This is a genomic window from Burkholderia sp. NRF60-BP8, assembly GCF_001522585.2.
GTDB lineage: Bacteria > Pseudomonadota > Gammaproteobacteria > Burkholderiales > Burkholderiaceae > Burkholderia.
In genome coordinates, this window is sequence record NZ_CP013374.1 from 798,724 (window position 1) to 825,028 (window position 26,305).

Below are 26,305 nucleotides of genomic sequence, written 5' to 3' on the forward strand. Positions count from 1 at the left end.
TCTCGTGTTTTTTTCAAAAAGGAGACGCACATGTCGGCACTTCCCATTCTCATCGTCGGCGGTTCGGGCAAGACGGGCGCCCGCGTCGATGCCCGGCTGCGCACGCGCGGCCTCGCGACGCGACCGGTGTCGCGCACGTCGGCGGTGCGCTTCGACTGGACGGCGCCCGACACCTGGCCGGCCGCGCTCGATGGCGTGTCGGCCGCTTACGTGACCTATCAGCCCGATCTGGCCGTCGACGGTGCGGCGGACGCGATCGCCGGATTCGCGCGGCTCGCGCGGGAGCGCGGCGTCGAGCGCGTGGTGCTGCTGTCCGGGCGCGGCGAGCCGCGTGCGCAGGCCGCCGAGGCTGCGCTGCAGGCGTCGGGCGTAGGCTGGGGTGTCGTGCGTGCAAGCTGGTTCAACCAGAACTTCTCCGAAGGCTATCTGCTCGACGGCGTGCTGGCCGGCGAAGTCGTGCTACCGGCCGGCGCGGTGCCCGAGCCGTTCGTCGATGCGGACGACATCGCGGACGTGGCCGTGGCCGCGCTCACCGATGCGCGGTTCGCGGACCGTGTGATCGAGGTCACGGGCCCGCGCGCACTGACGTTCGCCGAAGCGGTCGGCGAAATCGCACGGGCTGCCGGGCGGCCGATCGCCTATCGCGAGATTGCGCACGACGCGTTCGTCGCGGGGCTGCGCGAGGCCGGCGTACCGGCGCCGATCGTCGCGCTGCTCGACGACCTGTTCGACGTGGTGCTCGACGGACGCAACAGCGCGGTGACGCACGGCGTCGAGGCCACCCTCGGGCGCCCGGCGCGCGATTTCGCCGACTATGCGCGTGCGGCCGCCGCGACCGGCGTGTGGAACGCCTGACCGTGATCGTGTTCGTGACTTCAGCGTTGTTGTGAGCGGCCAAGTTCTTGATTTTCCATGGGGCCAAAGACATCTTTTTCGGCGAGCCGATCTGTCGAAATGACGGCGGTCGATGCGTGGATTACGTATAATACGTATTCCACGCACAGGAGGCCGCCATGCCGACCATCACCGCCACAGAACTGGCTCGCCATACCCGCCAGATCCTCGATCAGGTCGCCCAGCGTCGCGAAACGATCGTGGTCGAACGCAATCAGACGGTGATCGCCCGTCTGGTGCCCGCCGAGCCCATGATGCGTGCTGCCGAAGCACTCGCCGATTTGCCAGTGAGCCTGGGCGCCGAGGACGCGGCACGCTGGCTGCGCGACAGCCGCGAAGGCTTCGAAGACGGGGTGCGTGACCCATGGGCATGATCATCGATAGCTGCGTGTGGGTCGGGCTCGCCGGCGGCACGGTCGAATCTCGCGCCGTGATCGACACTGCCGGTGATGCGCCGGTGTTTATCTCGACCATCTCCCTGGGCGAACTGGCGTTCGGCGTGCAGGCCTGCGCAGACGCTGCGGAGCGCGCGCGTCGAGCTGCGTATCTGCGCCAGCTCGAGCGGCGGCCGGTACTCGACGTCACGCGTCATACCGCAGCCGCGTTCGGGGTGCTTGCCGCCGCCGTCAAGCAGGCCGGCCGCTCGCCACGTCCGCGTTACAACGACCTGTGGATTGCCGCGCAGGCGATCGAGCGAGGCTATACGTTGATGACGCTGAATGTGGCGGATTTTGCCGACCTCCCGGGTCTTACGGTGCGAGTACCGCAAACGTCAGCATCGGCGTGATTGACCTCAAGCTGTGCGTGTCGCGTACGCGATGCCCACTTTTTGAGGCGCCGTGATGAATCTGGAAGCAGTCGGCGACCGATCCGGACCGCGGGGCTTGCCAGGTGTGCTGTACGTGTTCGGCATGTTCGCGGTGACGCTGGCCGTCAACGTGCCGCTCAACGATGCGCTCGCCGCGGCCGATCCGGCCACGACGCACGGCGCGGCGCTGTGGGCGCGCTACCTGCACGACTGGACGAGGTGGAATCACGTGCGCACGATGGCGTCGGCGGCCGCGTGCGTGTCTTTTATCGCAGGGATTGCGGCGCGGTAGCGCTGCGCCGATCCGCGCGCTACAGCAACCGCTCGGAGAGCACGCGGAACGCGACGTCGGGAACGACGAAGCACATCGGCTCGCCGGTGGCGCCGATGCGTGCGAGGAAGTCGCTCTCGCCCACGGGGCCGACCGTCTTCAGCGGCCGGACGGCGTCGACGTCGATCGGCAGGTCGATCGACGCGTACGCAAGGCGGTCGCAGTCTGCGACGTGCGCGATCGCCGAGTGCTGCAGCGACACGGACGCGACGGCATCGCGCCAGTCCCTGAAGAACGGCGCGAACGCGTCGGGCAGCGTTCGATCGTCCGACGCTTGCGCCGTGCAGCGGAAGTCGGGCGCGCTGCCGCCGCTTCCCGCCAGCAGCGTGTCGTAGCGTCCGTCGCGTACCGTATGCGTAAAGGGCCGCGCGAGATGCGACGGCAGCGCGTCGCTGAAAAGCCGGCTGCCGAGCGCATAGAGCGGGTGGTCGAACACGTTCTTCACGAACAGCACGGTGCGCTCCGCCGGCGCGCCGTCCGGCAGCGCGTCGACGTAGAGTCGCCAGTTGCTCTGCAGCGGCGACGGAAAGACGCGCCGCAGCGGACCGGCGAGCCGCGGACCGAAGTGCCGGTGCCGGTAGGTGAGTGTTGTAAACAGCGTGCGGCCGCCGCGGCTCGCGAGCGTGACGCCGCGCGGCACGAGGTGTGCGACGGCCGCGACATCGACGACCCACGTGCAATACACGACATGTTCGACGTCGCTCGCGAGCTGCAGGAACGGTAGCCGCGACAGCAGCGTGCGGCGTGCGCGCAGCAGCGAGCCGCTCGCGACGATCCGGTTGGCGATCCGGCCGGCGAGGCCGGTGGACGGGTAAACGAAGGCGTTATCGTAGCGCATGGGCGGCATTGTGCCGGGCTTGTCGCGTGCGCGGAAGAGGGGGCAGCGTCGTTGGCCGAACCGCGTGCGGTTGCCGGGCGCCGCCGTAAGGTGCTGCTCGTGCGATGGATTCCGCCGGCCGGTCTTCACGCGTGACGTACGCGTGCGGATGATCGATCGCAATCGGCGTTTCGGATCGAATGCGGATGTCGGCGCGCCGGAATCGACGGAAAAATTGCCGTCGACCCGCACGTACCGGAGATGTGGCAGCGCTCCAGCGATCCCGCCACGATTCATTCCGGCCCGGGTTCGTGCATCCGTTGCCGCGACACGCTCAACCAACGCGCGATCCTGCCGCCCGCGAGTTGCCACTCGAACGGATTGCGGAAGTCGAACGTGTACAGCTCGCGTCGAAGGTACGGCCAGCACCCCCGTAGACTCCGGGACACCCGCGCGCGCTCGATGCGCGAGGGCCGCCACGTGTCGTGCCAGGGGAAGTTCGTCGCGATACTCGAGCGCCGTCGCGGCAACCGGAAATTGAGCGCATACGCGTACCGCGGCTGGTCCGAGAAGTTGGCCCCCGCGGCATGCAGCGTGCGCCCCGCATGCACGGTGCAGTCTCCCGGCATCAACGGACACGCCACGGCGCGCGCCGGATCGAATCCGCCGACACACTCGAGTCCATGGGCGGTCACGTCGCCCCCGAGCGGTGCATGCGGAAGGACGTCGTACCGATGCGATCCGGGGATGAACTGCATGCACCCGTTGTCGATCGACACGGCTTGCAACGGAATCCAGAAGTTGATTTCGCGATGGTCGATGCGCGCGTCGGTAAACGCGTCGTCCTGATGCCAGGGCGTTACGGTGTCCGTATGCGCCTGCTTCAGGAAAAAACTGTCGCCGGCGAAACGAACGTTCGGGCCTAGCAGCGTCTTGGCGATATCGAACGCGGCGCGGCGGATACGGAGCCTCGATAGCCGACGCTCGAAATAGGATGCCCAGTGGAGTTGGAGAAGTTGAGGTTCGAAATCGCGCCCGTTCGACTCGGGATAGAAATCGAACATCAGGCCCTCGGCGTAGCCCGTGCGGCCGCCGAGCAGACGATGGCCGATTTCGCGCAAGTCTTCGATCTCCGAGGTGTCGATCAGCCCGTTGATGACCGCAAAGCCGTCGTGATGGAACCGGGACCGAAGATGGGCTTGCATTGGAGCCTTGACGATGAGTTCACGGATCGCGAAGCGATGCAGACGGCCTCTCTTTCGATTTTCGTATTTTCGCGCGGGACGCTTCTGTTCGATATCTTACGTTGATTGCCGACGGCGGAGCGGCCGACGAGGCGTCTGCGGGTGTCCGGCGACCTGGCCGCGCGGGCGCGCACTCGCCGGGCGACGCGGCATGGTCGGGCTCGCGCGAGGTATTTCGACGGCCGGTCTCGACGCGTGACGCACGTGCGCGAAAGCCGGCCGTTCGCGCGTCAGTACCCCGACCCGCCGCCGCCCTGATCCGTGACGATCGCCACCCCCGAACTCGTGCCGAGCCGGGTCGCGCCGGCCTCGAGCATCGCGAGCGCGGCCGCGCGGTCGCGCACGCCGCCCGACGCCTTCACGCCGAGCGTCGGCCCGACCGTGCGGCGCATCAGCGAGACATCCGCGAGCGTCGCGCCGCCATGGCCGAACCCGGTCGACGTCTTCACGAACGCGACGCCGAGATCGCGGCACATCTCGCACACGCGCACCTTCTCGTCGTCGGTCAACAATCCCGTTTCGAGGATCACCTTGAGCGGCACCGTGCCGCAGGCGCGGTGCACGGCGTCGATGTCGGCCTTCACGTCGTCGACGCGGCCGCTCTTCAGCGCGCCGATGTTGATCACCATGTCGATCTCGCCGGCGCCCGCCGCGATCGCGGCGGTGGCTTCGAATGCCTTCGCAGCGGACAGCCCCGCGCCGAGCGGAAAGCCGACCACGGCACAGACGAGCACGCCGGTATCGGCCAGTTCGCGCGCGGCGAGCGGCACGTTCGCCGAATTCACGCAGACCGAGTAAAAGCGATGCTCGGCCGCCTGGCGGCAGAGTTCGCGGATCTGCGCGTCGCTCGCGTCGGGCGCGAGCAGCGTGTGATCGATGGTTTGGGCGAGTTGGGCGTTGGAAAGCGGCATGTGTCAGGACTCCACGGATCGTGTGCGGAAAGGGCACACGGAAAGTTGATGTTTTCACATCGGTTTGTTACAAATACGACATTCCGGCCGGGCCTGCGCGCCCGGCACGACGAGCGACTCACGCGACGGGCACGCAGGATACAGGCATGGAAACAAAGAAGGGCGAACGGATCAAGACATTGATGAACGTGCTGCAAGGGCAGAACGCGATTCATCTGCGGGAAGTCGCCGAGCTGTTCGGCGTGTCCGAAATGACGATCCGCCGCGATCTCGCGGACAACCCGCACGGCCTCAGCCTGATCGGCGGCTACGTGACGCGCCATTTCGCCGCGCAGCGCAGCGACATCGGCGAATACCTGATCAGCGCCGAGAACAACCGGCAGACCGAGGAAAAGCGCCGCATCGGCAAGCTGGCCGCGCAGTTCGTGACGACCGGCGACACGATCTTCGTCGACTGCGGGTCGACCACGCCGTTCGTCGTCGATTTCATTCCGGACGACCTCGAATTCACGGCGGTCTGCAATTCGCTGAACGTGTTCGCGAAGCTGCAGCAAAAGCCGCATTGCAACGTGATCCTGTGCGGCGGCGCGTATCACCGCCAGAACATGGTGTTCGAATCGGTCGCCGAAACGGGCATCCTCGATTCGGTGCGCGTGTCGAAGGCGTTCATCTCGGCGGCCGGCGTGAGCGATCGCTGCGGCGTCACGTGCTTCAACTTCCACGAAGTCGATGCGAAGAAGAAGGTGATGGCGCGCGCGCAGAACCGCTTCCTGCTGGTCGATCACACGAAGTTCGACGAAGTGCGCGCGGCCTATTTCGCCGAACTGACCGATTTCAACTACGTGATCTCCGACGGGCAACTGAGCCGCCGCTACGAAACGGCGATCCGCGAGCACGGGATCGCGCTCGTGACCTGATGCGGCGCGGGCGTGCAGCGCGCCGAGCGTCGCGCTATTCATCGCGTCGAGCATCGCGCGCTTCCGCCGCGCTCAAGTAGCCGGTGACCACTTCGAAGCGGCGCGACGCGCCCGGCGCCAGCGCCGCGACGTGGCCCTTGCGGCGTTCGGCTTCGTAACCTTCCGGCTCGCAGGTCGACGGCAGCGCGAACGCGGCGACCTGCTGATCCGCGTTGTGCAGGATCCAGCGCGTCGCGTGCGGGAATTGCGCGGGGCGGTACGCGGTATGGAACGCGCCGCCGTCCGGATGCGCGAGCCGGAAATGCGCGACGCCGTCGGCATCCGTTTCCACGTCGTTCATGAAGAACACGATCTCCGGGTCGTACAGCGCGGGCGCATCGAGCGTCGCGAGCCGCGCCGGTTCGCGCGCGAGCGTCGCCGTGTAGTCGCGCCACGCGGCGGTCGGCTTCACGTGCGCGGGCACGCTGTCGCGCAGCCGCAGGCCGCCGCTCGGGAGCGATTGCACGAAGCGGCCGCCCGGCACGTACGCGTAGTTCAGGTGGGCCATGTACATCAGGTCCATCGGCGCGCCGCCGAGATTCGTCACGTCCATCGCGATCGTCATCCGCGCATCGTGCTCCGTCAGCCGCACCGACGGACGCGCGACGTAGTGGCTGCCGAAGCCCTGCACGTACTCGTATTCGCCTGTCACTTCGACCGTGGCGCCGCGCGCATCCGTGCCGACGACCAGGCTCGCGCGATCCATCGGCGCGCACGGCATCTCGCCGTGCAGCGCATGCGTGTCGTCCGGCCCCGGGCAGCCGTTGCGCAGCAGCCCGCTGTGGAACATGAAGCAGCCGTAGGTATCGACGATCGACGTCGCGCGCTTCGGCTGCCGGAACATGTGCTTCATCGTCAGGTCGCGACCGTCGAATTCGGCGGCCCAGATCATCTGGCCGAGATACGGCAGCACGACGAGATGGCCGCGGCGGTTCTCGAGCTTCAGCGCCTCGACGCCGGACGGATACGCGAACGCGGTGACGGTGATGCCGTCGGTGCGGTACAGCGTGCGCGGTGCTTCGCGGAAATCGTCGCGCCGCAGTTCAATCTCGCCGCGCATGGTCAGGCTCCCGACGTGTGGCGCGTCGCGGCGTAGCGCGCGGACGCGTGCTCGTCGGCCGCCGCGTCGGGCGTGGCCGCCGGCAGGTGACGCAGGCAGTAGAAGCCGTAGTAAACGATCACGACGAAGCACGCGAGCGGCACGACGAACGCGAGCTGCATGTTGCCGCCCGTGTGATCGGAGATCAGCCCCTGGATCAGCGGCACGACCGCGCCGCCGACGATGCTCATCACGAGGATCGAGCCGCCGTATTCGGTGTCCTTGCCGAGGCCGTCGATCGTCAGTCCGTAGATCGTCGGCCAGCACGGCCCGAGGAAGATGCTCACGCACACGGCCGCATACACGGCCGTGATGTTGTGCACGCTGATCGTGTACGCGAGCAGCGCGATGCACAGGATGCCGTAGACGATCAGCACCTTGGCCGGGCCGACGCGTTTCATCACGAGCGTCGCGACCAGTTTGCCGACGAAGAACGCGAAGAAGGTCGCGAGCAGGTAGCGCGACGCGCCGCGCTCGGTGAGGCCGCCGATCTGCATCGCGAGCCGGATCGTGAAGCTCCACACGCCGACCTGCGCGCCGACGTACAGGAATTGCGCGACCACGCCCGCGACGAAGCGCCGGTTGCCGAACAGGCGCGCGAGCGTGCCGCGCGCGTCGATCCGGTGCGCGACCGTGCTCGCGCCGTTGCCCTTGCACGCCGGGTACGGCGTGAGCGCGAACACGACGAACACGGCGGCGAGCACGACGATCAGCCACTTGTACGGTTCGAGCGTGGCCTGAATCATCGCGAGCTGGTGCGTGTGGGCTTCGGCGGCCGACATCGCCGCGAGCTGCGCGTGCGACGCGTCGCCTTCCTTGAAGATCAGGAAGCTGCCCATGTAGACGCCGGCCATCGCGCCGAACGGATAGAACGTCTGCGAGATGTTCAGTCGCCGCGTGCTGGTGTCGCGCGGGCCCATCAGCGTCGAATACGAGTTCGACGCCGTTTCGAGAAACGACAGGCCCGCGGCGATCACGAACAGCGCGACGAGGAACATCCCGTACTTCGCCATCGACGCGGCCGGGAAGAACAGCAGGCAGCCGGTCGTGTAGAGCAGCAGGCCGACGAGGATCGTCGTCTTGTAGCTGAACTTCTTCACGACGGTCGCGGCCGGAATCGCGAGGAAGAAGTAGCCGAGATAGAACGCCGACTGCACGAACGCCGATTCGAAATCGGACAGGAAGAACGATTTCTTGAACTGCGCGATCAGTACGTCGTTCAGGTTCGCGGCGGTGCCCCACAGCGCGAACAGGCAGCACAGCAGCGTAAACGCGAAGAGCGGCGTGCGATTCAGATAATAGCCGTCGGGTGTGTGTTCGATCCTGGTTCGGCTCATGGGTGTCTCCTTCCCAATGTCTCGTCGATGAAGGCGCCGGTCAGATGCCGGCGTCGCGGAGGAAGCGCTCGAACGTCGCGGCGTCGGCGTACGACTTCTGCGTGCCGAGGCCCGTGACCGAATGCGCGGCGTAGGCGGACGCGTAACGCATCGCGTCGACGGCGTCGCGCGACGCGGCATAGCAGCGCGCGAAGCAGCCGATATACGCATCGCCGGCGCCCGTCGTATCGCGCGCGTCGACCGGCACGCCCGGCACGTGACGCGCACCGTCGCGCGATACCAGCAGCGAACCCTTGTCGCCGAGCGTGACGAGCACGTGCTTGAGCCCGCGCGCGACCAGCGCTTCGGCGGCACGGGTCGCGCTGTCGCGCGAATCGACCGGCATGCCCGACACGATCGCGAGCTCGGTCTCGTTCGGCACGAAGAATTCGACGGAACGGATGCGCTCGAAATCGAGGTCGGCGACGGCCGGGGCCGGGTTCAGCAACACGGGAATGCCGTGCCGTGCGCCGAATTCGATCGCGTGATAGACGGTGTCGAGCTCGATTTCGAGCTGCAGCACGATCAGCGCGCAGTCGGCGAGCATCGGCGCGGCCGCATCGATGTCGGCCGGTCGCAGATGGCGGTTCGCGCCCTTGACGATCAGGATGCTGTTGCTCGAATCGGGCTCGACGAAGATCGGCGCGACGCCGCTGGGCACGCCGGCGACCTTGCGCACGTGCGTGGTGTCGATGCCTTCGCGCTCGAAGTTGCGGATCGTGTTGTCGGCGAACACGTCGTCGCCGACCTTCGTGACCATCACGACGCGCGCGCCGAGGCGCGCGGCCGCGACGGCCTGGTTCGCGCCCTTGCCGCCGCAGCCGAGTTCGAAGTTCGGCGCCTCGAGCGTTTCGCCCCGGGCGGGCATGCGCGTGACATAGGTCACGAGGTCGACCATGTTGCTGCCGATGACGGCGATCGTCTCCATCTGCGTCTCTTCCTTGGTATGGGGGCGCCGCGCGCGTGGTCGGCGGCGGCTTGCGACAGGTGATAATAAAATCACATTGAATGTGAAAATGCAATCCTATGATGTTAGAAGGGTCACTTGTGGGGGCGGGCATCCGGCCGGACGAATTGTTCGTTCCGCCGCGTTGAAGCGGGTTCGGATTCATCGGGGGGGCTGAGAGTCGTTACGCGAACGATGCCGCGTTCTCGGGTTTTCGTTGCGCGGCGCGATGCGAGCCATGTCACGCGCTTCGCGGCCGCACGCCAGGATGACCGGCCGATTACCGTTTTGTTATCTACGCCGTTCGCGCCTGCACGGTGAGCGGCCGCGTCGCCGTTTCCGGGTAACATCGCCCGATGTCCCCATGCAAGCGACGGAGCCGGCCATGCGCATCCTGATAGTCGAAGACGAACCGAAGACGGGCGCGTACCTGAAGAAGGGGCTCGAGGAATCGGGCTTCAGCGTCGATCTCGCGAAGGACGGCGGCGAAGGGCTGACGCTCGCGCAGGAAGAGCGTTACGACGTGATCGTGCTCGACGTGATGCTGCCCGTGCTCGACGGATGGGGCGTGCTCAAGCGGCTGCGCGACACGCACACGACGCCGGTGCTGTTCCTGACCGCGCGCGACGACGTGCAGGACCGCGTGCACGGCCTCGAACTCGGCGCCGACGATTACCTCGTGAAACCGTTCGCGTTCGTCGAGCTGCTCGCCCGCATCCGCACGCTCGCGCGTCGCGGGCCGCCGCGCGAGACCGAACGCCTGACGGTCGGCGATCTGGAAATCGACGTGGTGCGCCGCCGCGTGAAGCGCGGCGCCACGCGGATCGACCTCACGCCGCGCGAATTCTCGCTGCTGCAACTGCTCGCGCGCCGGCAGGGCGAGGTGCTGAGCCGGACGCAGATCGCATCGTACGTGTGGGACATGAATTTCGACAGCGACACCAACGTCGTCGAGGTTGCGATCCGGCGCCTGCGCGCGAAGATCGACGACGCGTTTCCGGTCAAGCTGATCCACACCGTGCGCGGCGTCGGCTACGTGCTCGAACCGAAGGACGACGCATGACGCGCCCGCGCTCGCTGGCCGCGACGCTCGCGCTCGCGTTCGCCGCGACCACGCTCGCCGCGTTCGCGCTCGTCGGCGCATATGTGTATGCGGGCCTCGAGCGGCAGGTGAATACGCAGGACGATCTCGACATCGTGCTGGCCGCGCGCCACACGCGCCGGCTCGCGGGCGAGCTCGAGTCGCTCGATGCGGTTCGCGCGCATGCGGAGCGGCTGACGAGTCAGGTGCTGGGCAACGAGGCGCTGTCGATGGCCGCCGTCGATGCGCGGGGCGACGTGCTCGCACGTCACAACGTCCGGCTCGCCGCGCCCGACGATGCGCCCGCGGCCGCATCGGTTCCGCTGGCCGATGCGCAATTGTTCGCGCCGCACGCGGTGCCGGTTCCCGCGGACGACCGGATCACGGCCGACCGGCTCGTCACGTGGACCGCCGACGGCGGCACGCCGATGCGCGGCGTCGTGATCGAGGCCACGCTCGGCGACCGCACGCCGATCCGCATCGCGATCGCCCGCAACATGCGCGACAGGGCCGATCTGCTCGACGGTTACCGCGACCGGCTCAAGCTCGCCGGCGGGCTCGGCGCGCTGTTCGCGCTGCTGCTCGGCTACTGGCTGATCCGCACGGCGCTCGCGCCGCTGCGCGAGATCGTCGACAACACCGGCCGGATCACGGTCGACAAGCTCGACACGCGGCTCGACGCGTCGCGCGCGCCGCCCGAATTGCGCGCGCTCGTCGATGCGCAGAATGCGATGCTCGGCCGCCTGCAGCAGGCGTTCGCGCATCTGTCGCAATTCAGCGCCGATCTCGCGCACGATCTGCGCACGCCGCTGAACAACATGCGCGGCGCCACCGAAGTCGCGCTCGCGCGGCCGCGTTCGGCCGACGAGTACCAGGCGCTGCTCGAATCGAATCTCGAGGAATACGATCGTCTCGCGCGAATGATCGAGAACGTGCTGTTTCTCGCGCGTGCCGAGCATCCGAGCTTCGTCACCCGGCAGCGCGCGTTCGACGTGCGCGACGAACTCGAGCGCATCGCGGAGTATTTCGAGGGGCTCGCCGACGAAGCGGGCTCGACGTTGCGCGTCGAAGGGCAGGGGCAGCTGACCGCCGACGTCGAGCTGTTCCGCCGCGCCGTCGGCAACCTGCTCGCGAACGCGCTGCGTTACACGCCCGCCGGCGGCGTCATCACGCTGAGCGTGGACGAAACCGCCGATGCGGTGCGCGTCGGCGTCGCGAATCCGGGCGAGCCGATCGATCGCGCGCTGCTGCCGCGGATCTTCGACCGGTTCGTGCGCGGCGACCCCGCGCGCAGCGGCGGTGCGCCGGGCGGCACGGCCGGGCTCGGCCTCGCGATCGTGCGCTCGGTGATGGAGCTCCACGGCGGTACCGCGCAGGTCGAAAGCGACACGCTCGGCACGCGTTTCACGCTTACGTTCAACCGGCTGGCGGCAGTGTGATGGCGGGTGCGGGTCGCGCGGCCGGTGCGTGTTCCATCGCGCCGGTGTTCGATTCCGCATCCACGCCCACGCTCGCCTGCCAACCGCCGCCCAACGCCTTCAGCAACCCGACTTCGGCCTCGATCCGGCGCGCGTCGATCTGATCGGCCGTGCGCCGATTCGTCAGCGCGATCGTCTGCGCGGTCACCACGTCCAGATAGCTGACGGCGCCCGCGTTGAAGCGATTCGTCGTCAGCCGCAGCGACAGGTCGGCCGCGTCGGTCGCGCGCTGCTGGCTGCCGGCTTCGGACGCGAGTGCGTCGAGCGCCGACAACTGATCCTCGACCTGTTGGAACGCGACGAGCACGGTGTGCCGATAGTCGGCGACCGCACCGTCGTATTGCGCATGCGCGCCGCGCAGCGACGCGCTGCGGCGGCCGCCGTCGAACAGCGTGCCGGCGAGCTGCGGGCCGAGCGACCAGAACAGGCTCGGCGCGGTGAGCCACGGCGCGAAGAACGAACTCTCGAGGCCGACGCTCGCCGACAGCACGAGATCCGGGAAGAACGCGGCGCGCGCCTCGCCGATCCGCGCGTTCGCGGCCGCGACACGGCGCTCGGCCGCCGCGATGTCGGGCCGCCGCTCCAGCAGTTGCGACGGCACGCCGGCCGGAATCGCCGGCACGTGGAACGCCTGCACGCGCGGCGGCAGCACGAACGTCGACGCGCTCTCGCCGACGAGCGTCGCGATCGCGTGCTGCAACTGCGCACGCGACGCGTCGATGTCGGTGTCCTGCGTGCGCGTCGATTCGAGCTGGGTCTCGGCTTGTGCGACCGCCGACGCATCGATCGCTCCGGCCGCGAGTTGCCGCTTGAGCAGCGTCAGTGCGTCCGCGTACGCGCGGACGGTGTCGTCGAGCAGCTGCTTCTGCGTGTCGAGCGAGCGCAGCGCGAAATAGTCGGTCGCGAGTTCGGCCGTGACCGACAGCTTCACGGCCTGCAGATCGGCCGCGCTCGCGGCTGCGTCCGCCTGCGCGCCTGTCACCGCGTCGCGTACGCGGCCGAACACGTCGGGTTCCCAGCTCGCGGCCACGCCCGCCTGATAGTCGGGCGTCGTCTTGCCGGCGAGCGACGAGCCGAGCCGGTTTTGCGACACGCGCGCGCGGCTTTGCGCGGCGCCCGCGGTGATCGTCGGCAGGAACCCGGCGTGCTGATAGTCGACCGTCGCGCGCGCCTGCTGCAACTCGGCGACGGCTTTCTTCACCGTCTGGTTCGACACGTCGATGCGCGCTTCGAGCGCGTTCAGGTCGGCATCGTCGAAGACGGTCCACCAGGCGCCGCGCGCGGCGGCGTCGGCCGGGCTCGCGGTGCGCCAGCCGGCCTGCGCGGCCGAGGCGCCCGCGTAGTGCGCGGGTACCGCGACGGCGGGCGGCGAATATGGCGGCAGCGTCGAGCACGCGGTCAACGCGGCCGACGCCGCGGCGGCGCCAAGCGCGACGGCGCGACGGGCGAACGGGAGCGGATGAGGAAGGCGCATGGCAGGGATCTCGGGAGTCGTCGTCGAATGGGTTAGCCGCGGGCGGATGCCGCAGCGGGCGTCGATGCGGCCGACGCGGTGCCGGCCGCGTGCGGCAGCGGCATGTCGCGGGCAGTGGCGCCGTATGGTGGTTGCGTGGGCTGCGCGGCGTGCGGGGACGAAGGGGACGCAGTGGACGAACCCGACGAAGCAGACGAAGCAGACGAACCCACAACCGGCACCGCCGCACGCGCTGTCGACACGACCTTCACGGCCTCCCCGGCCGTGATCGCATCGCCCGGGTTGTCGATCACGCGATCGGTTGCCGAGAGCCCCGCGACGATCTCGACGCGCGTGCCGAAATCGCGTCCGATCTGAACGGTCTTCAGCGCGGTTCGGCCGTTCGCGCCGACGGTGGCGACCGTCACGCCGTTCGGCCGGAACAGCAGCGCACTGACCGGCAGATCGAGCGCCGGCGCCGCACTCGGCACGGCGAGATGCGCCTGCGCATACGCGCCGGGCATCAGCGCGCCGTCGCGGTTGTCGACGTCGATCTCGACGCGCAGCGTGCGCGTGACGGGATCGATCGCGCCCGCGCTGCGCGCGACCCGCGCGGCAAGCCGCCGTCCCGGATACTGCGGCGTCGTCAGGTAGACCGGCGTGCCGGTCGATACGCCGGCTGCGCTGTCCTGCGGCACGTCGACGAACACGCGCAGCGTGTCCGTCTGTTCGAGATGGAACAGTTCGCCGGACAGGCCCGGGCTGCCCGGCGTGCCGCCCGCGGTGACCAGCGTGCCGACGTCGACGTTGCGTGCGGTGATCACGCCGTCGAACGGCGCGGTGACGGACTCGTACGACACGAGTTCGGCAAGATGCGCGACGTTCGCCTGCGCGGACGCGAGCATCGCGCGCTTCGCGTTCATGTCCGCGACCTTCGTGTCGGTGTCCTGCTGCGACACCGATTGCGTGTTCAGCATGTCCTGCCAGCGCTGCGCGGTCGATTTCGCGTAGTCGTAGTTCGCCTGTGCGCTCGCTTCGTCGGCGCGCGCCTGGCGCAATTGCGCGTCGAGATCGGGCGCCGAGATTTGCGCGAGCGTCTGACCGGCCTTCACGCGCGTGCCGAGATCGGCGCTCCAGTGCGCGACGTAGCCGCTCGTGCGCGCATAGATCGACGCGTCCGCATAGGGCGCCACCGAGCCGGGCAGCGTCAGCGTCTGGTCGGCCGGCGCCGCGCCGGGCACGACGACCGACACCGGCAGCGCCTGCTGCGCGGCCACCTGCGCACGCTGCGCGGCGCGTGCATCGATACGCGGCACGATGCCGAGCGCGAGCAGCGCGGCGGCGAGCGCGACGGCGGCAAGCGGCACGGCGAGTTTGCGGGCGCCACGGCTTGGCGGCACGTCACGTGCCGCGTCACGGGTTGTGTCGTGTGCTGTGGGCGGCACGGCTGCGTTGGCGGTCGGGGTATTCGGAGCGGTCGGTGTGGCCGAAGCAGCCGAAGCAGCCGAAGCAGCCGGCGTGGCCGGAGTCGCAGACGTTACCGCTTCGGCGGCGGGCGGCGGGGCGACGGGTTCGATCGAGTCGTTCATGGTGGGTCCGGGGTCGGGCGAATCGAAGGATGAGAAGGGGCGGCCGTCTGCACTCAACGCAGCGCTGGCGTGTCGGGTGCGTGCTGCACACGCCGGGCGGCCGCGGCGTCGCGACGCCGCGCGAGCCACGCGTGAACGAAGCCGAACAGCACCGGTACGAACAGCAGCGTCGAGCACGTGCCGAACGCGAGCCCGCCGATCACCGCGCGGCCGAGCGGCGCGTTCTGCTCGCCGCCGTCGCCGAGGCCGAGCGCCATCGGCAACATGCCGATCAGCATCGCGAGCGCGGTCATCACGACGGGCCGGAAGCGGCTGAAGCCTGCGTCGAGCGCGGCCTGCCACGGCGGCGCGCCGGCCGCGAGCAGCTCACGTGCCGCGTTCACGACGAGAATGCTGTTCGCGGTCGCGATGCCGATGCACAGGATCGTGCCGGTCAGCGCGGGCACCGACAGCGTGGTGCCCGTGACGAACAGCATCCACGCGATGCCGGCGAGCGACGCCGGCAGCCCGCCGACGATCACGAGCGGATCGAGCCACGACTGGAAGTTCACGACCATCAGCAGGTAGACCAGCGAGATCGCGAGCGCGAGGCCGCCGAGCAGGCCCGAGAACGACTCGTGCATCGCCTGCACCTGGCCGCGCAGCACGATCGACGAGCCGGGCGGCAGCTGCGCGCGCGCGGCGTCGACGAGCTTCGTCACGTCGGCCGTGACGCCGCCGAGATCGCGCCCCTGCACCGCCGCGAAGATGTCGAGCACCGGCTGCACGTTGTAGTGCGACACCACGGCCTGCTGGGTCGAGCGCGAGAACGTGCCGAGCGCGCCGAGCAGGTTCTGTGCGGGCGCGCCCGCGGCCGGTCCGCCGGCCGGCGTCTGCGGCGTGCTCGCGGTGCCGGCGGGCAGCGGTACGTTCGCGAGCGACTGCAGCGAATTCACCGTGTATTGCGGTGTCTGCACGAGCACCGGGTAGCTGACGCCGTTGCGCGGATCGAGCCAGAAGTTCGGCGTCGTCTGCGAGCTGCCGGACAGCGCGATCAACAGGTTCTGCGCGACGTCGCGCTGCTGCAGGCCCGCCTGGATCGCCTTCGTGCGGTCCACGTTCACGTCGATCGCCGGTTCGTCGCCGGGCTGCTGGATGCGTGCGTCGACGAGTCCGCGCACGCCGCGCAGTTTCGCGAGCAATGCATTCGCGAGCGCGCGGTTCTGGTCGAGCTTGTTGCCGACGATCTGGATGTCGATCGGCGCGGGTAGCCCGAAATTGAGGATCTGGCTGACGATGTCGGCCGGCAGGAACGCGAACGTCACGCCGGGGAACGACTGCGCGAGCACGTTGCGCAGCGTCGCGACGTAGGCGGCCGTCGATGCGTGGTTCGGCTTCAGCGTGATCAGCACGTCGGCGTCCTCGGTGCCGATCGGGTCCGACGAATCGTACGTGAGGTTGATCCCGCTCACCGGCACGCCGATGTTGTCGAGCACGCCGGCGAGTTGGTTCGCCGGAATCACGCCGCGGATCTTCGCTTCGACTTCGTCGGTCAGCCGCGCGGTTTCCTCGATCCGCGTGCCGGTCGGCGCGCGCAGATGCAGACGGATCTCGCCGGTGTCGACCGACGGGAAGAAGTCCTGACCGGCGAACGCGTAGAGGCCCGTCGATGCGACGCACGCGAGCAGGAACGCGGCCGCGAAGCGGCGCCGCCGCGCGATCGCCGCGGACAGCAACGCGCGATAGCGCAGCCGCACGGCCTCGAAGCGATGCTCGAACGCAGCCTGGAAACGCGCGATGCGTGCGAATACGCCGCGCGGCGGCCGGCCGCTCCCTTTGGCGCGCATCAGCGCCATCGCGAGCGTCGGCACCAGTGTGCGCGAGAAGAAGTACGACGCGATCATCGCGAAGATCACGGCCTCGGCCAGCGGCACGAACAGATAGCGCGCGACGCCCGTCAGCAGGAACATCGGCACGAACACGATGCAGATCGACAGCGTCGACACGAAGGTCGGCACCGCGATCTCGCCCGCACCGGTCAGGATCGCATCCTCGAGCGGCGCACCGCGCTCGAGATGATGCGTGATGTTCTCGATCGCGACGGTCGCGTCGTCGACGAGGATCCCGACCGCGAGCGCGAGCCCGCCGAGCGTCATGATGTTGATGGTCTGGCCGAGCGCGGACAGCGCGAGCAGCGACGCGAGCACCGCGAGCGGGATCGTGACCGCGATGATCAGCGTCGCGCGCCAGCTGCCGAGAAACAGCAGGATCATCAGCGCGGTCAGGCACGCGGCGATCAGCGCTTCGCGCACGACGCCCTGGACCGCTGCCTTCACGAACACGGACTGATCGTCGAGCGGCGCAATGTGCAGCGCCTTCGGCAGCCCGGCCGCGATCTTCGGCAGCATCGCCTTCACCTGGTCGATGATCGTCAACGTCGACGCGCTGCCGGTTTTCTCGACCGTCAGCAGCGCCGCGCGCTTGCCGTCCGCCTGCACGATGTTGGTCTGCGGCGCGTAGCCGTCGCGAACGTGCGCGACGTCGCGCACGTACACGACATTGCCGCCGATCGTCTTCACCGGCAGGTCGTTCAGCGCGGCGACCGTTTGCGTGCTGCCGTTCATCTGCACGTTGTATTCGTGCGTGCCGATCTTCGCGGTGCCGCCCGGCAGGATCAGGTTCTGCGCATTGATCGCGTTGACGACGTCGATCGGCGCGAGTCCTTTCGCCTGCAGTGCGCGCGTATCGAGGTCGACGACGATCTGGCGGATCTTGCCGCCGAACGGCAGCGGCACGGCCGCGCCCTGGACGGTCGCGAGCTGGGTGCGGATGAAGCTGTTGCCGAGGTCGTACAGCTGCTGCTCGGCGAGCGTGTCGCTCGACAGCCCGAGCTGCAGGATCGGCACCGTCGACGCGTTGTACGTGATGATGTTCGGCGGCAGCGTGCCGGGCGGCAGGATGCGCAGGATCGACGCGGCGTTGCTCGCGGCTTCCGCGATCGCGCGATTGATGTCGGCGCCCGGGTGGAAGAAGATCTTCACGACCGACACGCCGTTCAGCGACTGCGATTCGATGTGCTCGATGTCGTCGACGTCGGACGTGAGCGCGCGTTCGTAGTTCGACGTGATCCGCTTGGCCATGTCCTCCGCGGAGAAGCCGTTGTACGACCAGACGATGCTGACGACCGGAATGTCGATGCTCGGGAAAATGTCGGTCGGCGTGCGCAGCAGCGCGAGCGGTCCCGCGATGAAGATCAGCAGCGCGAGTACGACGAACGTGTAGGGCCTGCGTAACGCCAGCCGGACGATCCACATGACGGTGCTCCTCGAAGCAGGGCTCGGTTTGCGTATTCGATGCGACGAGCGTGCAGTCTGCCGGCGCGGCGTTGACCCGACCCTGACTCGAGGATTACGAAACCGTTATCTGCATGGGCGGGGCGTCGTCGGCCGTGCTGCGTGCGGTGTCGCGCCCGATGTGGGCTGCTCGAGACCGTCCCCGCGACGACGGCGGTGCGCGGCTTCGTCCCTATAATGTCCGGCGCGCGAACCTTCGCGCGTTCGCCTGTCTCGCCGATTTCAGGAGCCTGACCGATGTCGTTGCGCACCGATGCAAACTTTTACCTTCTTCTTGCCGACTCCTACCGCCGGCTGCTGAACCGCCCACTCGTTCCGGACGGCATGAACGCATCCGACGGCGCCGCGTGGCTGTACGGCACGGCACCGTTCGGCATTCTTGCGCACGACGCATCGGCCGATCCGGTGTTCGTGTACGGCAACAAGCGCGCGCAGGCGATTTTCGAATACGACTGGGATGAACTGACGGCGTTGCCGTCCCGGCTGTCGGCGGAACCGATGGAGCGCCGCGAGCGCCAGTCGTTCCTCGAGAAGGTGACGCGGGACGGCTTCGTGTCTGGATATCGCGGCGTGCGTGTGACGAAGTCCGGCAAGCGGTTCTGGATAGAACGCGCGACCGTGTGGCAACTCATGGACGCAGACGGAATCGTGCGTGGCCAGGCCGCGATGATCCCGGAAGTGCAGCCGCTCGACGCGTCTGCGTGAATGCGACGATCGCCTCGCAACGAGCACGTCGCGGGCCTGCGCCGTGCCCGACGTGCGTCGGCGCCCCGGATGACAAAACAGTAATCGAAGCCTCACCTTCAGGAAAGCGCGCGAATCGCAGAATGGACACAACTCCTCATCGCATCGATGCGGAGCGGATGTCCGGCCTGATCTGCGGACGCAAACATGCCATCTTGTGAGGTGAACATCATGACCAACCTGATTCGTGCAGTCCTGCTTTCCTGTGCGCTGAGCGCACCGATCGTCGCATTTGCGCAAACCACCGACCATGCGCTCACGCGTGCCGACGTGCGCGCCGATCTTGTCCGCGTCGAAAAGGCCGGTTACCGGCCGATCGGCAGCGATCCTTACTATCCGGAAGACATCCAGGCGGCCGAGGCGAAGGTCGCCGCGCAGCAAGCGCAATCGGCCGCTGCACGGCCGACCGACGCTGCAAAGCCCGCGACCTCATCGTTCGCGTCGCTCGACACGCAGCAGTTGTACGAGCATCACTGAACGCGGCGATCGACCGCCGCCCGCGGTGCCGGCGGCGGATCGATCGACGGCACGCATGCCGCCGCGATTCAGTGCTCGCCCTTCTCGAGCACGTTCTGCGTGAGCGTGACCGACGGAATCGTCGGCTTGAGCAACGCACGGCGCGCACGGCGGCTCAACCACTTCCAGCCCGCTACGAGCAGCAGCGCGACCAGCGGGATCGATGCAATCGTCCATGTCCCGTTCGGGTAGTCGAACGCCATCAGCACCAGCACGCCGAGCAGGAACAGCAGCGTGAGCCACGACGTCACGGGCGCGCCGGGCATCCTGAACGACACGTCGTCCGCCTCGCCGCGCCGGACCGCGGCGCGGAACCTCATCTGGCACACGACGATGAAGCCCCATGTGCTGATGATGCCGAGCGACGCGATGTTCAGCACGATCTCGAACACGCTCGACGGCACGAGATAGTTGAGCAGCACGCCGACCACATAGATCGCGACCGTCACCAGAATGCCCGCGTACGGGACGGATTGCGCGCTCATCCGCGCGAGGAACGCGGGGGCCGAGCCGCCCATCGACAGCGCGCGCAGCACGCGCCCCGTCGAATACAGGCCGGAGTTCAGGCTCGACAGCGCGGCCGTCAGTACCACCAGGTTCATCACCGAGCCGATGCCCGGCACGCCGAGCGCGCCGAAGAACGTGACGAACGGGCTCTGGCCCGCCTTGTACGCGCTCCACGGCAGCAGGCAGACCAGCAGCACGACCGATGCGACGTAGAAGATCGCGATGCGCCAGATCACGTTGTTGATCGCGCGCGGCAGCACCTTGCGCGCGTCCTTGCATTCGCCGGCGGCCGTGCCCACCAGTTCGACGCCGGCGAACGCGAACACCACGCCTTGCACCAGCACCAGCGCCGGCATCAGTCCGTGCGGAAAGAACCCGCCGTTGTCGGTGATCAGATGCATGCCGGTGCCATGGCCGGCCACGGGCATGCCCGTGCCGAGGATCGCCGCGCCGATCACGAGAAACAGCACGATCGCGGCGACCTTGACCAGCGCGAACCAGAACTCCATCTCCGCGAACCACTTCACGCCGATCAGATTCATCGTCGCGACGATGCACAGCGCAACGAGCGCGAAGATCCACTGCGGCACGGCCGCGAACGGCGCCCAGTAATGCATGTAGAGCGCGACGGCGGTGATGTCGACGATGCCGGTCATCGCCCAGTTCAGGAAATACATCCAGCCCGCGACGAACGATGCCTTCTCGCCGAGGAATTCGCGCGCGTACGACACGAAGCTGCCGCTGCTGGGGCGATGCATCACGAGCTCGCCGAGCGCGCGCAGGATCAGGAACGAAAACGCGCCGCACACCAGATAGACGATCGCGAGCGACGGGCCGGCGGCCTGCAGCCGGCCGCCGGCGCCGAGAAAGAGCCCGGTGCCGATGGCCCCGCCAATCGCGATCATCTGCACCTGTCGATTGCCGAGGGTCTTGTGATAACCGGCTTCGTGCGATTCGAGCCAGCTGCGTTTGTCGGTTTCGCCGGTTGTCGACGGTTCGGGAATCGATGCCATGACGGTATCCTCGCGCACGGATGGGATTGAATTCATCCCGACCGCGGATCGATCGGGACCACCGGTACCGGAGGAGCAGGGCGCGGAATCGAGCGCACTCATCCGGACTGCGATTCGCCGGGCGCGGCGAAAGGCACGGTACGCCGCGAACGTATTCAGCCGTAATTCCGGTCACAAACGGCATGCAAATTTGGACTAAGCCTGTTCGAATCCGTGCATGGGACCACGGTGGCGGATGAACCAGCCAGTTAATCTGGTGCGCCGGCGCGCGCTGCGAGGGCACCCGCTGCCGCGGGTGGCGGCGCGCGCACCGAAATGGGGAATGCGGTTCCGCCGAAATTCCGTCGCGGGTCCGAGCAGCAAGCGTTTCATGGCGATGGCCTGGTTTTTGCTGGAGTGGTGTCGGCCGCGCAATCGTTGCGCGCTGCCCGAAGACGACACACCAGACAAGGAAGATTCACCGTGAGACCGACGACCCGACCGTTCCCCCGCCGCACCTGGCTGGCTGCACTGATCGCCGCACCCGTGATCGCGCTGTTCGCCGCCGCGCCGGCCCATGCCGATGCGCTCGACACCATCGCGAAAAACGGCACGCTGCGCGTCGCGGTGCCCGAGGACTATCCGCCGTTCGGCTCGGTCGGCACGGACATGCAGCCGCAGGGCTACGACATCGACATGGCAGGACTCCTCGCCAAGGCGCTCGGCGTCAAGCTGAAGCTGGTGCCCGTGAACAGCGCGAACCGGATCCGTACCTGACGACCAACAAGGTCGACATGGTGATCTCGTCGCTCGGCAAGACGCCGGAGCGCGAGAAGGTCATCGATTTCTCGAGCGCTTACGCACCGTATTTCCAGGGCGTGTTCGGGCCTTCCGACGTGAAGGTGAGCGCGCCCGCCGACCTCACCGGCAAGACGGTCGGCGCCACACGCGGCGCGCTCGAGGAGATTGCGCTGTCGCAGCTCGCGCCGAACGCGACGATCAAGCGCTTCGAGGACAACAACGCGACGATCCAGGCGTTCCTGTCGGGGCAAGTACAACTGATCGCGGCCGGCAACATCGTCGCGGCGGCGATTCTCGCGAAGAATCCGCCGCGCCGCCCCGAGGTCAAGTTCGTGATCAAGAATTCGCCGTGCTTCGTCGGCGTCAACAAGAACGAGCCGCGCCTGCTCGCGAAGATCGACGACGCGATCGCGCATGCGAAGCAGGACGGCACGCTGGGCGAGATGTCGCGGAAGTGGCTCGGCCAGCCGTTGCCGGTCGGACTGTGACGAAACGCCGTGTCGCCTGACACGTCGCCGCGGCCGGCATGGCCGGCGCGGTGCGTGTCGTTGTCCGAACCCAAATCGACCCATTTCCCATGAGCTACCAGCTTCAATTCGGCGAGCTCGCCGAGTACGCCGGCGTGTTCGCGAGCGGCGCGGCGATCACGCTCGCATTGACCGCGGTCGCGACCGTGCTCGGCGTGGCGCTCGGCGTGCTCGGTGCAGCCGCATACAGTGCCGACGCGCGCGCGGCCGTGCGATTGCGCCCGCTGATCGGCGCGTATGTCGAGGCGATTCGCAATACGCCATTCGTCGTCCAGCTGTTCTTCATCTTCTTCGGCTTGCCGGCGCTCGGTGTGCACATCGACGAATACACGGCCGCGATCCTGGCGATGACGCTCAATCTCGGCGCGTACTCGGTCGAGATCGTCCGCGCGGGCGTAGCCGCCGTGCCGAACGGGCATCTGGAGGCGGCGTCCGCGCTGGGGATGTCGCACGCGCAGATGCTGCGCCACGTCGTGCTGCCGCAAGCGCTCGCCAAGGTGTTTCCCGCGCTGTCGAGCCAGATCGTGATCACGATGCTCGGTTCGGCGGTCGTGTCGCAGATCTCGGTGGCCGACTTGACCTATGCGGCCGGCTACATCCAGTCGCGCAACTTCCGCGCATTCGAGACGTACTTCGCGATCACGCTCGCGTATCTGGCCATGGCGCTGTTGCTGCGCGCCACGCTCGGCGCGATGGGACGCCGCCTGTTCTCCCGCCGCGTGCGAGGTGCGCGATGATCGATTTCACGTTTGGGCAAATTCTCGCGAACCTGCTGCTGGCCGCGCGCTGGACGATCGTGCTGTCGCTCGTGTCGTTCGTGACGGGCGGCCTCGTCGGTCTCGGGCTGCTCGTGATGCGCGTATCGAGCTCGACGGTGCTGCGTGGCGTCGCGAAGCTCTATATCGAAGTGTTTCAGGGCACGCCGTTGCTGATGCAACTGTTCATCGTGTTCTTCGGCCTGCCGCTCGTCGGGCTCGACGTTTCGCCGTGGGTCGCGGCCACGGCCGGGCTCACGTTCTTCACCAGCGCGTATCTGGCCGAAATCTGGCGCGGCTGTGTCGAGGCGGTGCCGAAAGGGCAGTGGGAGGCGTCGGCGAGCCTGGCGATGAGTTACGTCGAGCAGTTGCGTCACGTGATCCTGCCGCAGGCCGCGCGCATCGCGATCGCGCCGACGGTCGGCTTCGGCGTGCAGGCGGTGAAGGATACGGCGCTGGTGTCGATCATCGGCTTCACCGAGCTGACGAAGGTCGGCATCGCGATCTCGAACGCGACGTTCCGGCCGTTCGTCGTGTATGGCCTCGTCGCGCTGATCTATTTCGCGCTCTGCTATCCGCTGACCCGTTATGCGCGCACGTTGCAAAGGAGATGGCATGCCGCTCGTTGAAACCCGGGGTGTCGAGAAGCATTTCGGCACCCATCATGTGCTCAAGGGCATCGATCTGTCCGTCGAGCGCGGGCAGGTCGTATCGATCATCGGCCGCAGCGGCTCGGGCAAGAGCACGCTGCTGCGCACGCTCAACGGGCTCGAGAGTATCGACGCGGGCACGATCTCGATCGACGGAGAACGCGTCGATGCACGGCACGCGGACCTGCGTGCGCTGCGGTTGAAGGTCGGCATGGTGTTCCAGCAGTACAACCTGTTTCCGCATCTGAGCGCCGGACAGAACGTGATGCTCGCGCAGTCGGTGGTGAAGAAGGCGCACCGTCAGCAGGCACGTGCGATCGCGGAGCTGATGCTCGAGCGCGTCGGCCTCGGCGACAAGTTCGACGCGTTTCCGGAACACCTGTCGGGCGGCCAGCAGCAACGCATCGCGATCGCGCGTGCGCTCGCGATGAAGCCGAGCGTGCTGCTGTGCGACGAGATCACGTCCGCGCTCGATCCCGAGCTGGTCGGCGAGGTGCTGGGGGTCATCGAGCAGCTCGCGCGCGAGGACATGACGCTGATCATGGTCACGCACGAGATGAACTTCGCGCGTGCGGTGAGCGACAGGATCGTGTTCATGCACCAGGGGCGCGTGTGGGAGAGCGGGACGCCCGACGAGATCTTCGAGCGGCCGCAGACCGTGGAGTTGACGCGGTTTCTGGGCACCGTCCGGCACACGGCGCCGTTACGCGTCGACTGATGCTGCCGTGCGGCCGGGCCGCGATCGGATGACAAGACCGTAATCGAAGCCTCACCTTCCGGAAAGCGCGCGAATCGCAGAATGGATACCACTCCTCGTCGCATCGATGCGGAGCGGATGTCCGGCCTGATCTGCGGACGCGAACACGCCATTTTCGGAGGTGAACGTCATGAGCAAGCTGATTCGTGCAGTCCTGCTGTCCTGTGCGCTGAGCGCACCGATCGTCGCATTCGCGCAAACCGCCGACCGTGCGCTCACGCGCGCCGACGTGCGCGCCGACCTGATTCGTGCGGAGCGCGACGGTACGCTGCCGACGCCGAAATCGGACTATCCGCCGAGCACGGAGACGATTGCGCGCAATCGCGAACTGTATGCGATCGCACATGGCGACCGGCACATGGCAACGGCCGCGACGTCGGCGTCCGTCCCAACCGCGAGCGCGCAATGAAGCGCCGAGCGAAGGGGCTGGCGATCGCCGCGTGGCTGGCGGCAGCCGCGACCCCGGCTTTCGCGCGCGGGCAGCCGCAACTGCCCGCGGACGACGGCGGGCGCGCGAGCGTGTTGCGTGCGCTGAATCCCGAGGGCGATCCGTACCGCGCGGCGGCCGACAGACGGCCGGCGCACCTTCACGCGGTGCCCATCAGCCGCGCGCCGAGCGCGATCCCGCGCGCGGACAGCAGCGCACCGGCCGCACGCTGACGGGCGTCCCAGCCTGCCAGCGCGGCATCGAACGCGGCGCCGCGTGCGACGTCGCGCAATGCTTCGGCGAGACCGACCGCGTCGTCCGCCGCTTTCGCGACGCCCGCCGCCGTGTGCGGGCGCACGATGCGCGCGGCGTCGCCGAGCAGCACCGCGCGCCCGAAAGCCATCCGCTCGACCGCGAGATCGAGAATCGCCTGCGCGAACGGCGCGGGTGTCGCATCGACGAGCGCGGCGAGCGTCGGCGCGAGCATCCGGTCGGCGGCGTCGACGAGTGCCGCGCGGTTGTCGTCGCGCATCGCGCCGGGCGGCAGCGACCCGTCGCGCTGCGTGCCGTCGCGCGCAAGGAACAGCGACGGCAGCCGGTCGGACGCCAGACGCCGGTACCACACCCAGTTCACGCGCCGTTTGCCCGGTTCGGTCGCACCGTCGGCGCCGGGCACCAGATAGGTGAGGAACAGGTGCCGGTCGCCTTGCTGGAACGTGAAGCGTTCGCGCAGCAGATACAGCACCTGCTCGGGCAGCGTGCGTTCGTCGACGAGCCCGCGCCACGCGACATAGCCCGCATACGTCGGGCGCAGGTCCGGCAGCAACTGCGCGCGCACGGTCGAGCGGCCGCCGTCCGCGCCGATCAGCAGGTCGGCCGTCTCGGCGCGGCCGCTCGCGAAATGCGCGACGATCCGCTCGCCGTCCTGCTCGAACCGCGCGAACGCGTCGCCGGCCTGGATGACCCCGGCCGGCAGCGCGCGCTTGAGCGCCGTGTAGATCACGTTCCACGCGGTCTGCGTCTGCGGCATCGCGACGCGCTGCACGATCCGGTCCTGCGTGTCGACGTAGATCCGGTCGACCGAATCGACGCCGGCGTCGCGCGGCAGCGCTACGCCGCCGAACGCGAACGCGCGCTCGATCGGCGGCTGCAGCACGATGCCGCCGCCGCGGCTGTCGAGCGCGTACGGCGACTGCTCGAATACGCGGACGTCCCAGCCGGCCGCGCGCAGCGCGGTCGCCGCGAACAGCCCGCCGACCGATCCGCCGGCGATGACGGCCTTGCGGCCCGATCCGTGTTCCATCCGGTGTTCCT

The 26,305-nt window shown here is 68.1% G+C and carries 25 protein-coding genes and 1 pseudogene; 15 read left to right on the plus strand and 11 right to left on the minus strand.

Features of this window, described 5'->3' with window-relative positions; genetic code table 11:
* The first annotated feature begins 30 nt into the window (after positions 1 to 30).
* The 4 genes from WS54_RS33220 (at position 31) to WS54_RS33235 (ending at position 1,994) form a co-directional block, all read left to right on the plus strand.
* Positions 31 to 855 carry an NmrA family transcriptional regulator gene (locus WS54_RS33220; protein WP_059785295.1) on the plus strand — a complete coding sequence of 275 codons (825 nt, stop codon included), beginning with the start codon at positions 31 to 33 and terminating at the stop codon, positions 853 to 855.
* A gap of 158 nt (positions 856 to 1,013) precedes the next feature.
* Positions 1,014 to 1,268: a type II toxin-antitoxin system Phd/YefM family antitoxin gene (locus WS54_RS33225; protein WP_034209384.1), complete on the plus strand. Its 255-nt coding sequence runs from the start codon at positions 1,014 to 1,016 to the stop codon at positions 1,266 to 1,268.
* Entirely contained in the window at positions 1,259 to 1,681 is a 423-nt protein-coding gene (locus WS54_RS33230; RefSeq protein ID WP_034209383.1) for a type II toxin-antitoxin system VapC family toxin, read from the plus strand. The genes WS54_RS33225 and WS54_RS33230 overlap by 10 nt, the downstream gene beginning before the upstream one ends.
* A gap of 106 nt (positions 1,682 to 1,787) precedes the next feature.
* Entirely contained in the window at positions 1,788 to 1,994 is a 207-nt protein-coding gene (locus tag WS54_RS33235; protein ID WP_236872851.1) for an anthrone oxygenase family protein, read from the plus strand.
* A 19-nt stretch (positions 1,995 to 2,013) separates the two neighbouring features.
* Here WS54_RS33235 and WS54_RS33240 read toward each other — a convergent pair whose 3' ends face one another.
* The 3 genes from WS54_RS33240 to deoC all read right to left on the minus strand — a co-directional run bounded on the left by WS54_RS33240 (position 2,014) and on the right by deoC (position 5,005).
* Positions 2,014 to 2,880: a DUF2071 domain-containing protein gene (locus WS54_RS33240; RefSeq protein ID WP_059785304.1), complete on the minus strand. Its 867-nt coding sequence runs from the start codon at positions 2,878 to 2,880 to the stop codon at positions 2,014 to 2,016.
* 263 nt (positions 2,881 to 3,143) lie between these two features.
* Positions 3,144 to 4,055, minus strand: a complete 912-nt coding sequence (locus WS54_RS33245; RefSeq protein ID WP_059785292.1) for a phytanoyl-CoA dioxygenase family protein — start codon at positions 4,053 to 4,055, stop codon at positions 3,144 to 3,146.
* Positions 4,056 to 4,324: 269 nt separating this feature from the next.
* Positions 4,325 to 5,005 carry a deoxyribose-phosphate aldolase gene (gene deoC / locus WS54_RS33250; RefSeq protein WP_034209380.1) on the minus strand — a complete coding sequence of 227 codons (681 nt, stop codon included), beginning with the start codon at positions 5,003 to 5,005 and terminating at the stop codon, positions 4,325 to 4,327.
* A 146-nt stretch (positions 5,006 to 5,151) separates the two neighbouring features.
* On the opposite strand from deoC, the gene deoR reads away from it, so the two are divergent.
* Complete coding sequence (gene deoR / locus WS54_RS33255; RefSeq protein ID WP_034209379.1) at positions 5,152 to 5,922, plus strand: DNA-binding transcriptional repressor DeoR; 771 nt, start codon at positions 5,152 to 5,154, stop codon at positions 5,920 to 5,922.
* Positions 5,923 to 5,956: 34 nt separating this feature from the next.
* Here the strand turns inward: deoR and WS54_RS33260 are convergent, their stop codons facing one another.
* From WS54_RS33260 to rbsK, 3 genes are read right to left on the minus strand one after another with little or no spacing between them, the layout of a single operon-like run.
* Entirely contained in the window at positions 5,957 to 7,021 is a 1,065-nt protein-coding gene (locus WS54_RS33260; RefSeq protein WP_059785290.1) for an aldose 1-epimerase family protein, read from the minus strand.
* A gap of 2 nt (positions 7,022 to 7,023) precedes the next feature.
* Positions 7,024 to 8,397: an L-fucose:H+ symporter permease gene (gene fucP / locus WS54_RS33265; RefSeq protein WP_059785288.1), complete on the minus strand. Its 1,374-nt coding sequence runs from the start codon at positions 8,395 to 8,397 to the stop codon at positions 7,024 to 7,026.
* A 40-nt stretch (positions 8,398 to 8,437) separates the two neighbouring features.
* A complete protein-coding gene (gene rbsK, locus WS54_RS33270; protein ID WP_059785284.1) occupies positions 8,438 to 9,364 on the minus strand; it encodes a ribokinase in 927 nt (308 codons plus the stop codon).
* Between the two features lie 403 nt (positions 9,365 to 9,767).
* Here rbsK and WS54_RS33275 point away from each other — a divergent pair, with 403 nt between their 5' ends.
* Together WS54_RS33275 and WS54_RS33280 are read left to right on the plus strand one after the other, a co-directional pair.
* Positions 9,768 to 10,445, plus strand: coding sequence for a heavy metal response regulator transcription factor (locus WS54_RS33275; protein ID WP_034209510.1), 678 nt, complete (start codon positions 9,768 to 9,770; stop codon positions 10,443 to 10,445).
* Positions 10,442 to 11,902: a heavy metal sensor histidine kinase gene (locus tag WS54_RS33280; protein WP_034209375.1), complete on the plus strand. Its 1,461-nt coding sequence runs from the start codon at positions 10,442 to 10,444 to the stop codon at positions 11,900 to 11,902. Before WS54_RS33275 ends, WS54_RS33280 begins: the two co-directional genes overlap by 4 nt.
* Here WS54_RS33280 and WS54_RS33285 read toward each other — a convergent pair.
* The 3 genes from WS54_RS33285 to WS54_RS33295 are packed head-to-tail and all read right to left on the minus strand — an operon-like array spanning position 11,880 to position 18,276.
* Positions 11,880 to 13,415, minus strand: a complete 1,536-nt coding sequence (locus WS54_RS33285; protein ID WP_059785282.1) for an efflux transporter outer membrane subunit — start codon at positions 13,413 to 13,415, stop codon at positions 11,880 to 11,882. The genes WS54_RS33280 and WS54_RS33285 overlap by 23 nt on opposite strands.
* 32 nt (positions 13,416 to 13,447) lie before the next feature.
* Positions 13,448 to 14,983 (minus strand): efflux RND transporter periplasmic adaptor subunit, encoded by a 1,536-nt coding sequence (locus tag WS54_RS33290; protein WP_059785280.1) that lies wholly within the window; start codon positions 14,981 to 14,983, stop codon positions 13,448 to 13,450.
* A gap of 53 nt (positions 14,984 to 15,036) precedes the next feature.
* Positions 15,037 to 18,276: an efflux RND transporter permease subunit gene (locus tag WS54_RS33295; protein ID WP_059785276.1), complete on the minus strand. Its 3,240-nt coding sequence runs from the start codon at positions 18,274 to 18,276 to the stop codon at positions 15,037 to 15,039.
* Positions 18,277 to 18,552: 276 nt separating this feature from the next.
* Between WS54_RS33295 and WS54_RS33300 the strand changes: the two genes are divergently transcribed.
* Positions 18,553 to 19,020 (plus strand): MEKHLA domain-containing protein, encoded by a 468-nt coding sequence (locus WS54_RS33300; RefSeq protein WP_059785273.1) that lies wholly within the window; start codon positions 18,553 to 18,555, stop codon positions 19,018 to 19,020.
* A 210-nt stretch (positions 19,021 to 19,230) separates the two neighbouring features.
* Entirely contained in the window at positions 19,231 to 19,536 is a 306-nt protein-coding gene (locus tag WS54_RS33305; protein WP_059785301.1) for a DUF4148 domain-containing protein, read from the plus strand.
* Between the two features lie 68 nt (positions 19,537 to 19,604).
* Here WS54_RS33305 and ansP read toward each other — a convergent pair whose 3' ends face one another.
* Entirely contained in the window at positions 19,605 to 21,095 is a 1,491-nt protein-coding gene (ansP, locus tag WS54_RS33310) for an L-asparagine permease (RefSeq protein ID WP_059785270.1), read from the minus strand.
* Between the two features lie 235 nt (positions 21,096 to 21,330).
* On the opposite strand from ansP, the gene WS54_RS33845 reads away from it, so the two are divergent.
* The 6 genes and pseudogenes from WS54_RS33845 to WS54_RS33335 all read left to right on the plus strand — a co-directional run bounded on the left by WS54_RS33845 (position 21,331) and on the right by WS54_RS33335 (position 24,973).
* Entirely contained in the window at positions 21,331 to 21,561 is a 231-nt protein-coding gene (locus WS54_RS33845) for a hypothetical protein (protein WP_159086719.1), read from the plus strand.
* Positions 21,558 to 22,363, plus strand: a pseudogene (locus tag WS54_RS33315) (transporter substrate-binding domain-containing protein). The gene WS54_RS33845 and the pseudogene WS54_RS33315 overlap by 4 nt, the downstream one beginning before the upstream one ends.
* Positions 22,364 to 22,452: 89 nt before the next feature.
* Complete coding sequence (locus tag WS54_RS33320; RefSeq protein ID WP_059785268.1) at positions 22,453 to 23,139, plus strand: amino acid ABC transporter permease; 687 nt, start codon at positions 22,453 to 22,455, stop codon at positions 23,137 to 23,139.
* Positions 23,136 to 23,786 (plus strand): amino acid ABC transporter permease, encoded by a 651-nt coding sequence (locus tag WS54_RS33325; protein WP_059785265.1) that lies wholly within the window; start codon positions 23,136 to 23,138, stop codon positions 23,784 to 23,786. Before WS54_RS33320 ends, WS54_RS33325 begins: the two co-directional genes overlap by 4 nt.
* Positions 23,773 to 24,525, plus strand: coding sequence for an amino acid ABC transporter ATP-binding protein (locus tag WS54_RS33330; RefSeq protein ID WP_059785264.1), 753 nt, complete (start codon positions 23,773 to 23,775; stop codon positions 24,523 to 24,525). The genes WS54_RS33325 and WS54_RS33330 overlap by 14 nt, the downstream gene beginning before the upstream one ends.
* A 169-nt stretch (positions 24,526 to 24,694) precedes the next feature.
* Positions 24,695 to 24,973, plus strand: a complete 279-nt coding sequence (locus tag WS54_RS33335; protein WP_059785262.1) for a DUF4148 domain-containing protein — start codon at positions 24,695 to 24,697, stop codon at positions 24,971 to 24,973.
* 178 nt (positions 24,974 to 25,151) lie between these two features.
* On the opposite strand, the gene WS54_RS33345 is transcribed toward WS54_RS33335, so the two are convergent.
* Positions 25,152 to 26,294, minus strand: coding sequence for an FAD binding domain-containing protein (locus tag WS54_RS33345; protein ID WP_059785259.1), 1,143 nt, complete (start codon positions 26,292 to 26,294; stop codon positions 25,152 to 25,154).
* Positions 26,295 to 26,305: the final 11 nt, after the last annotated feature.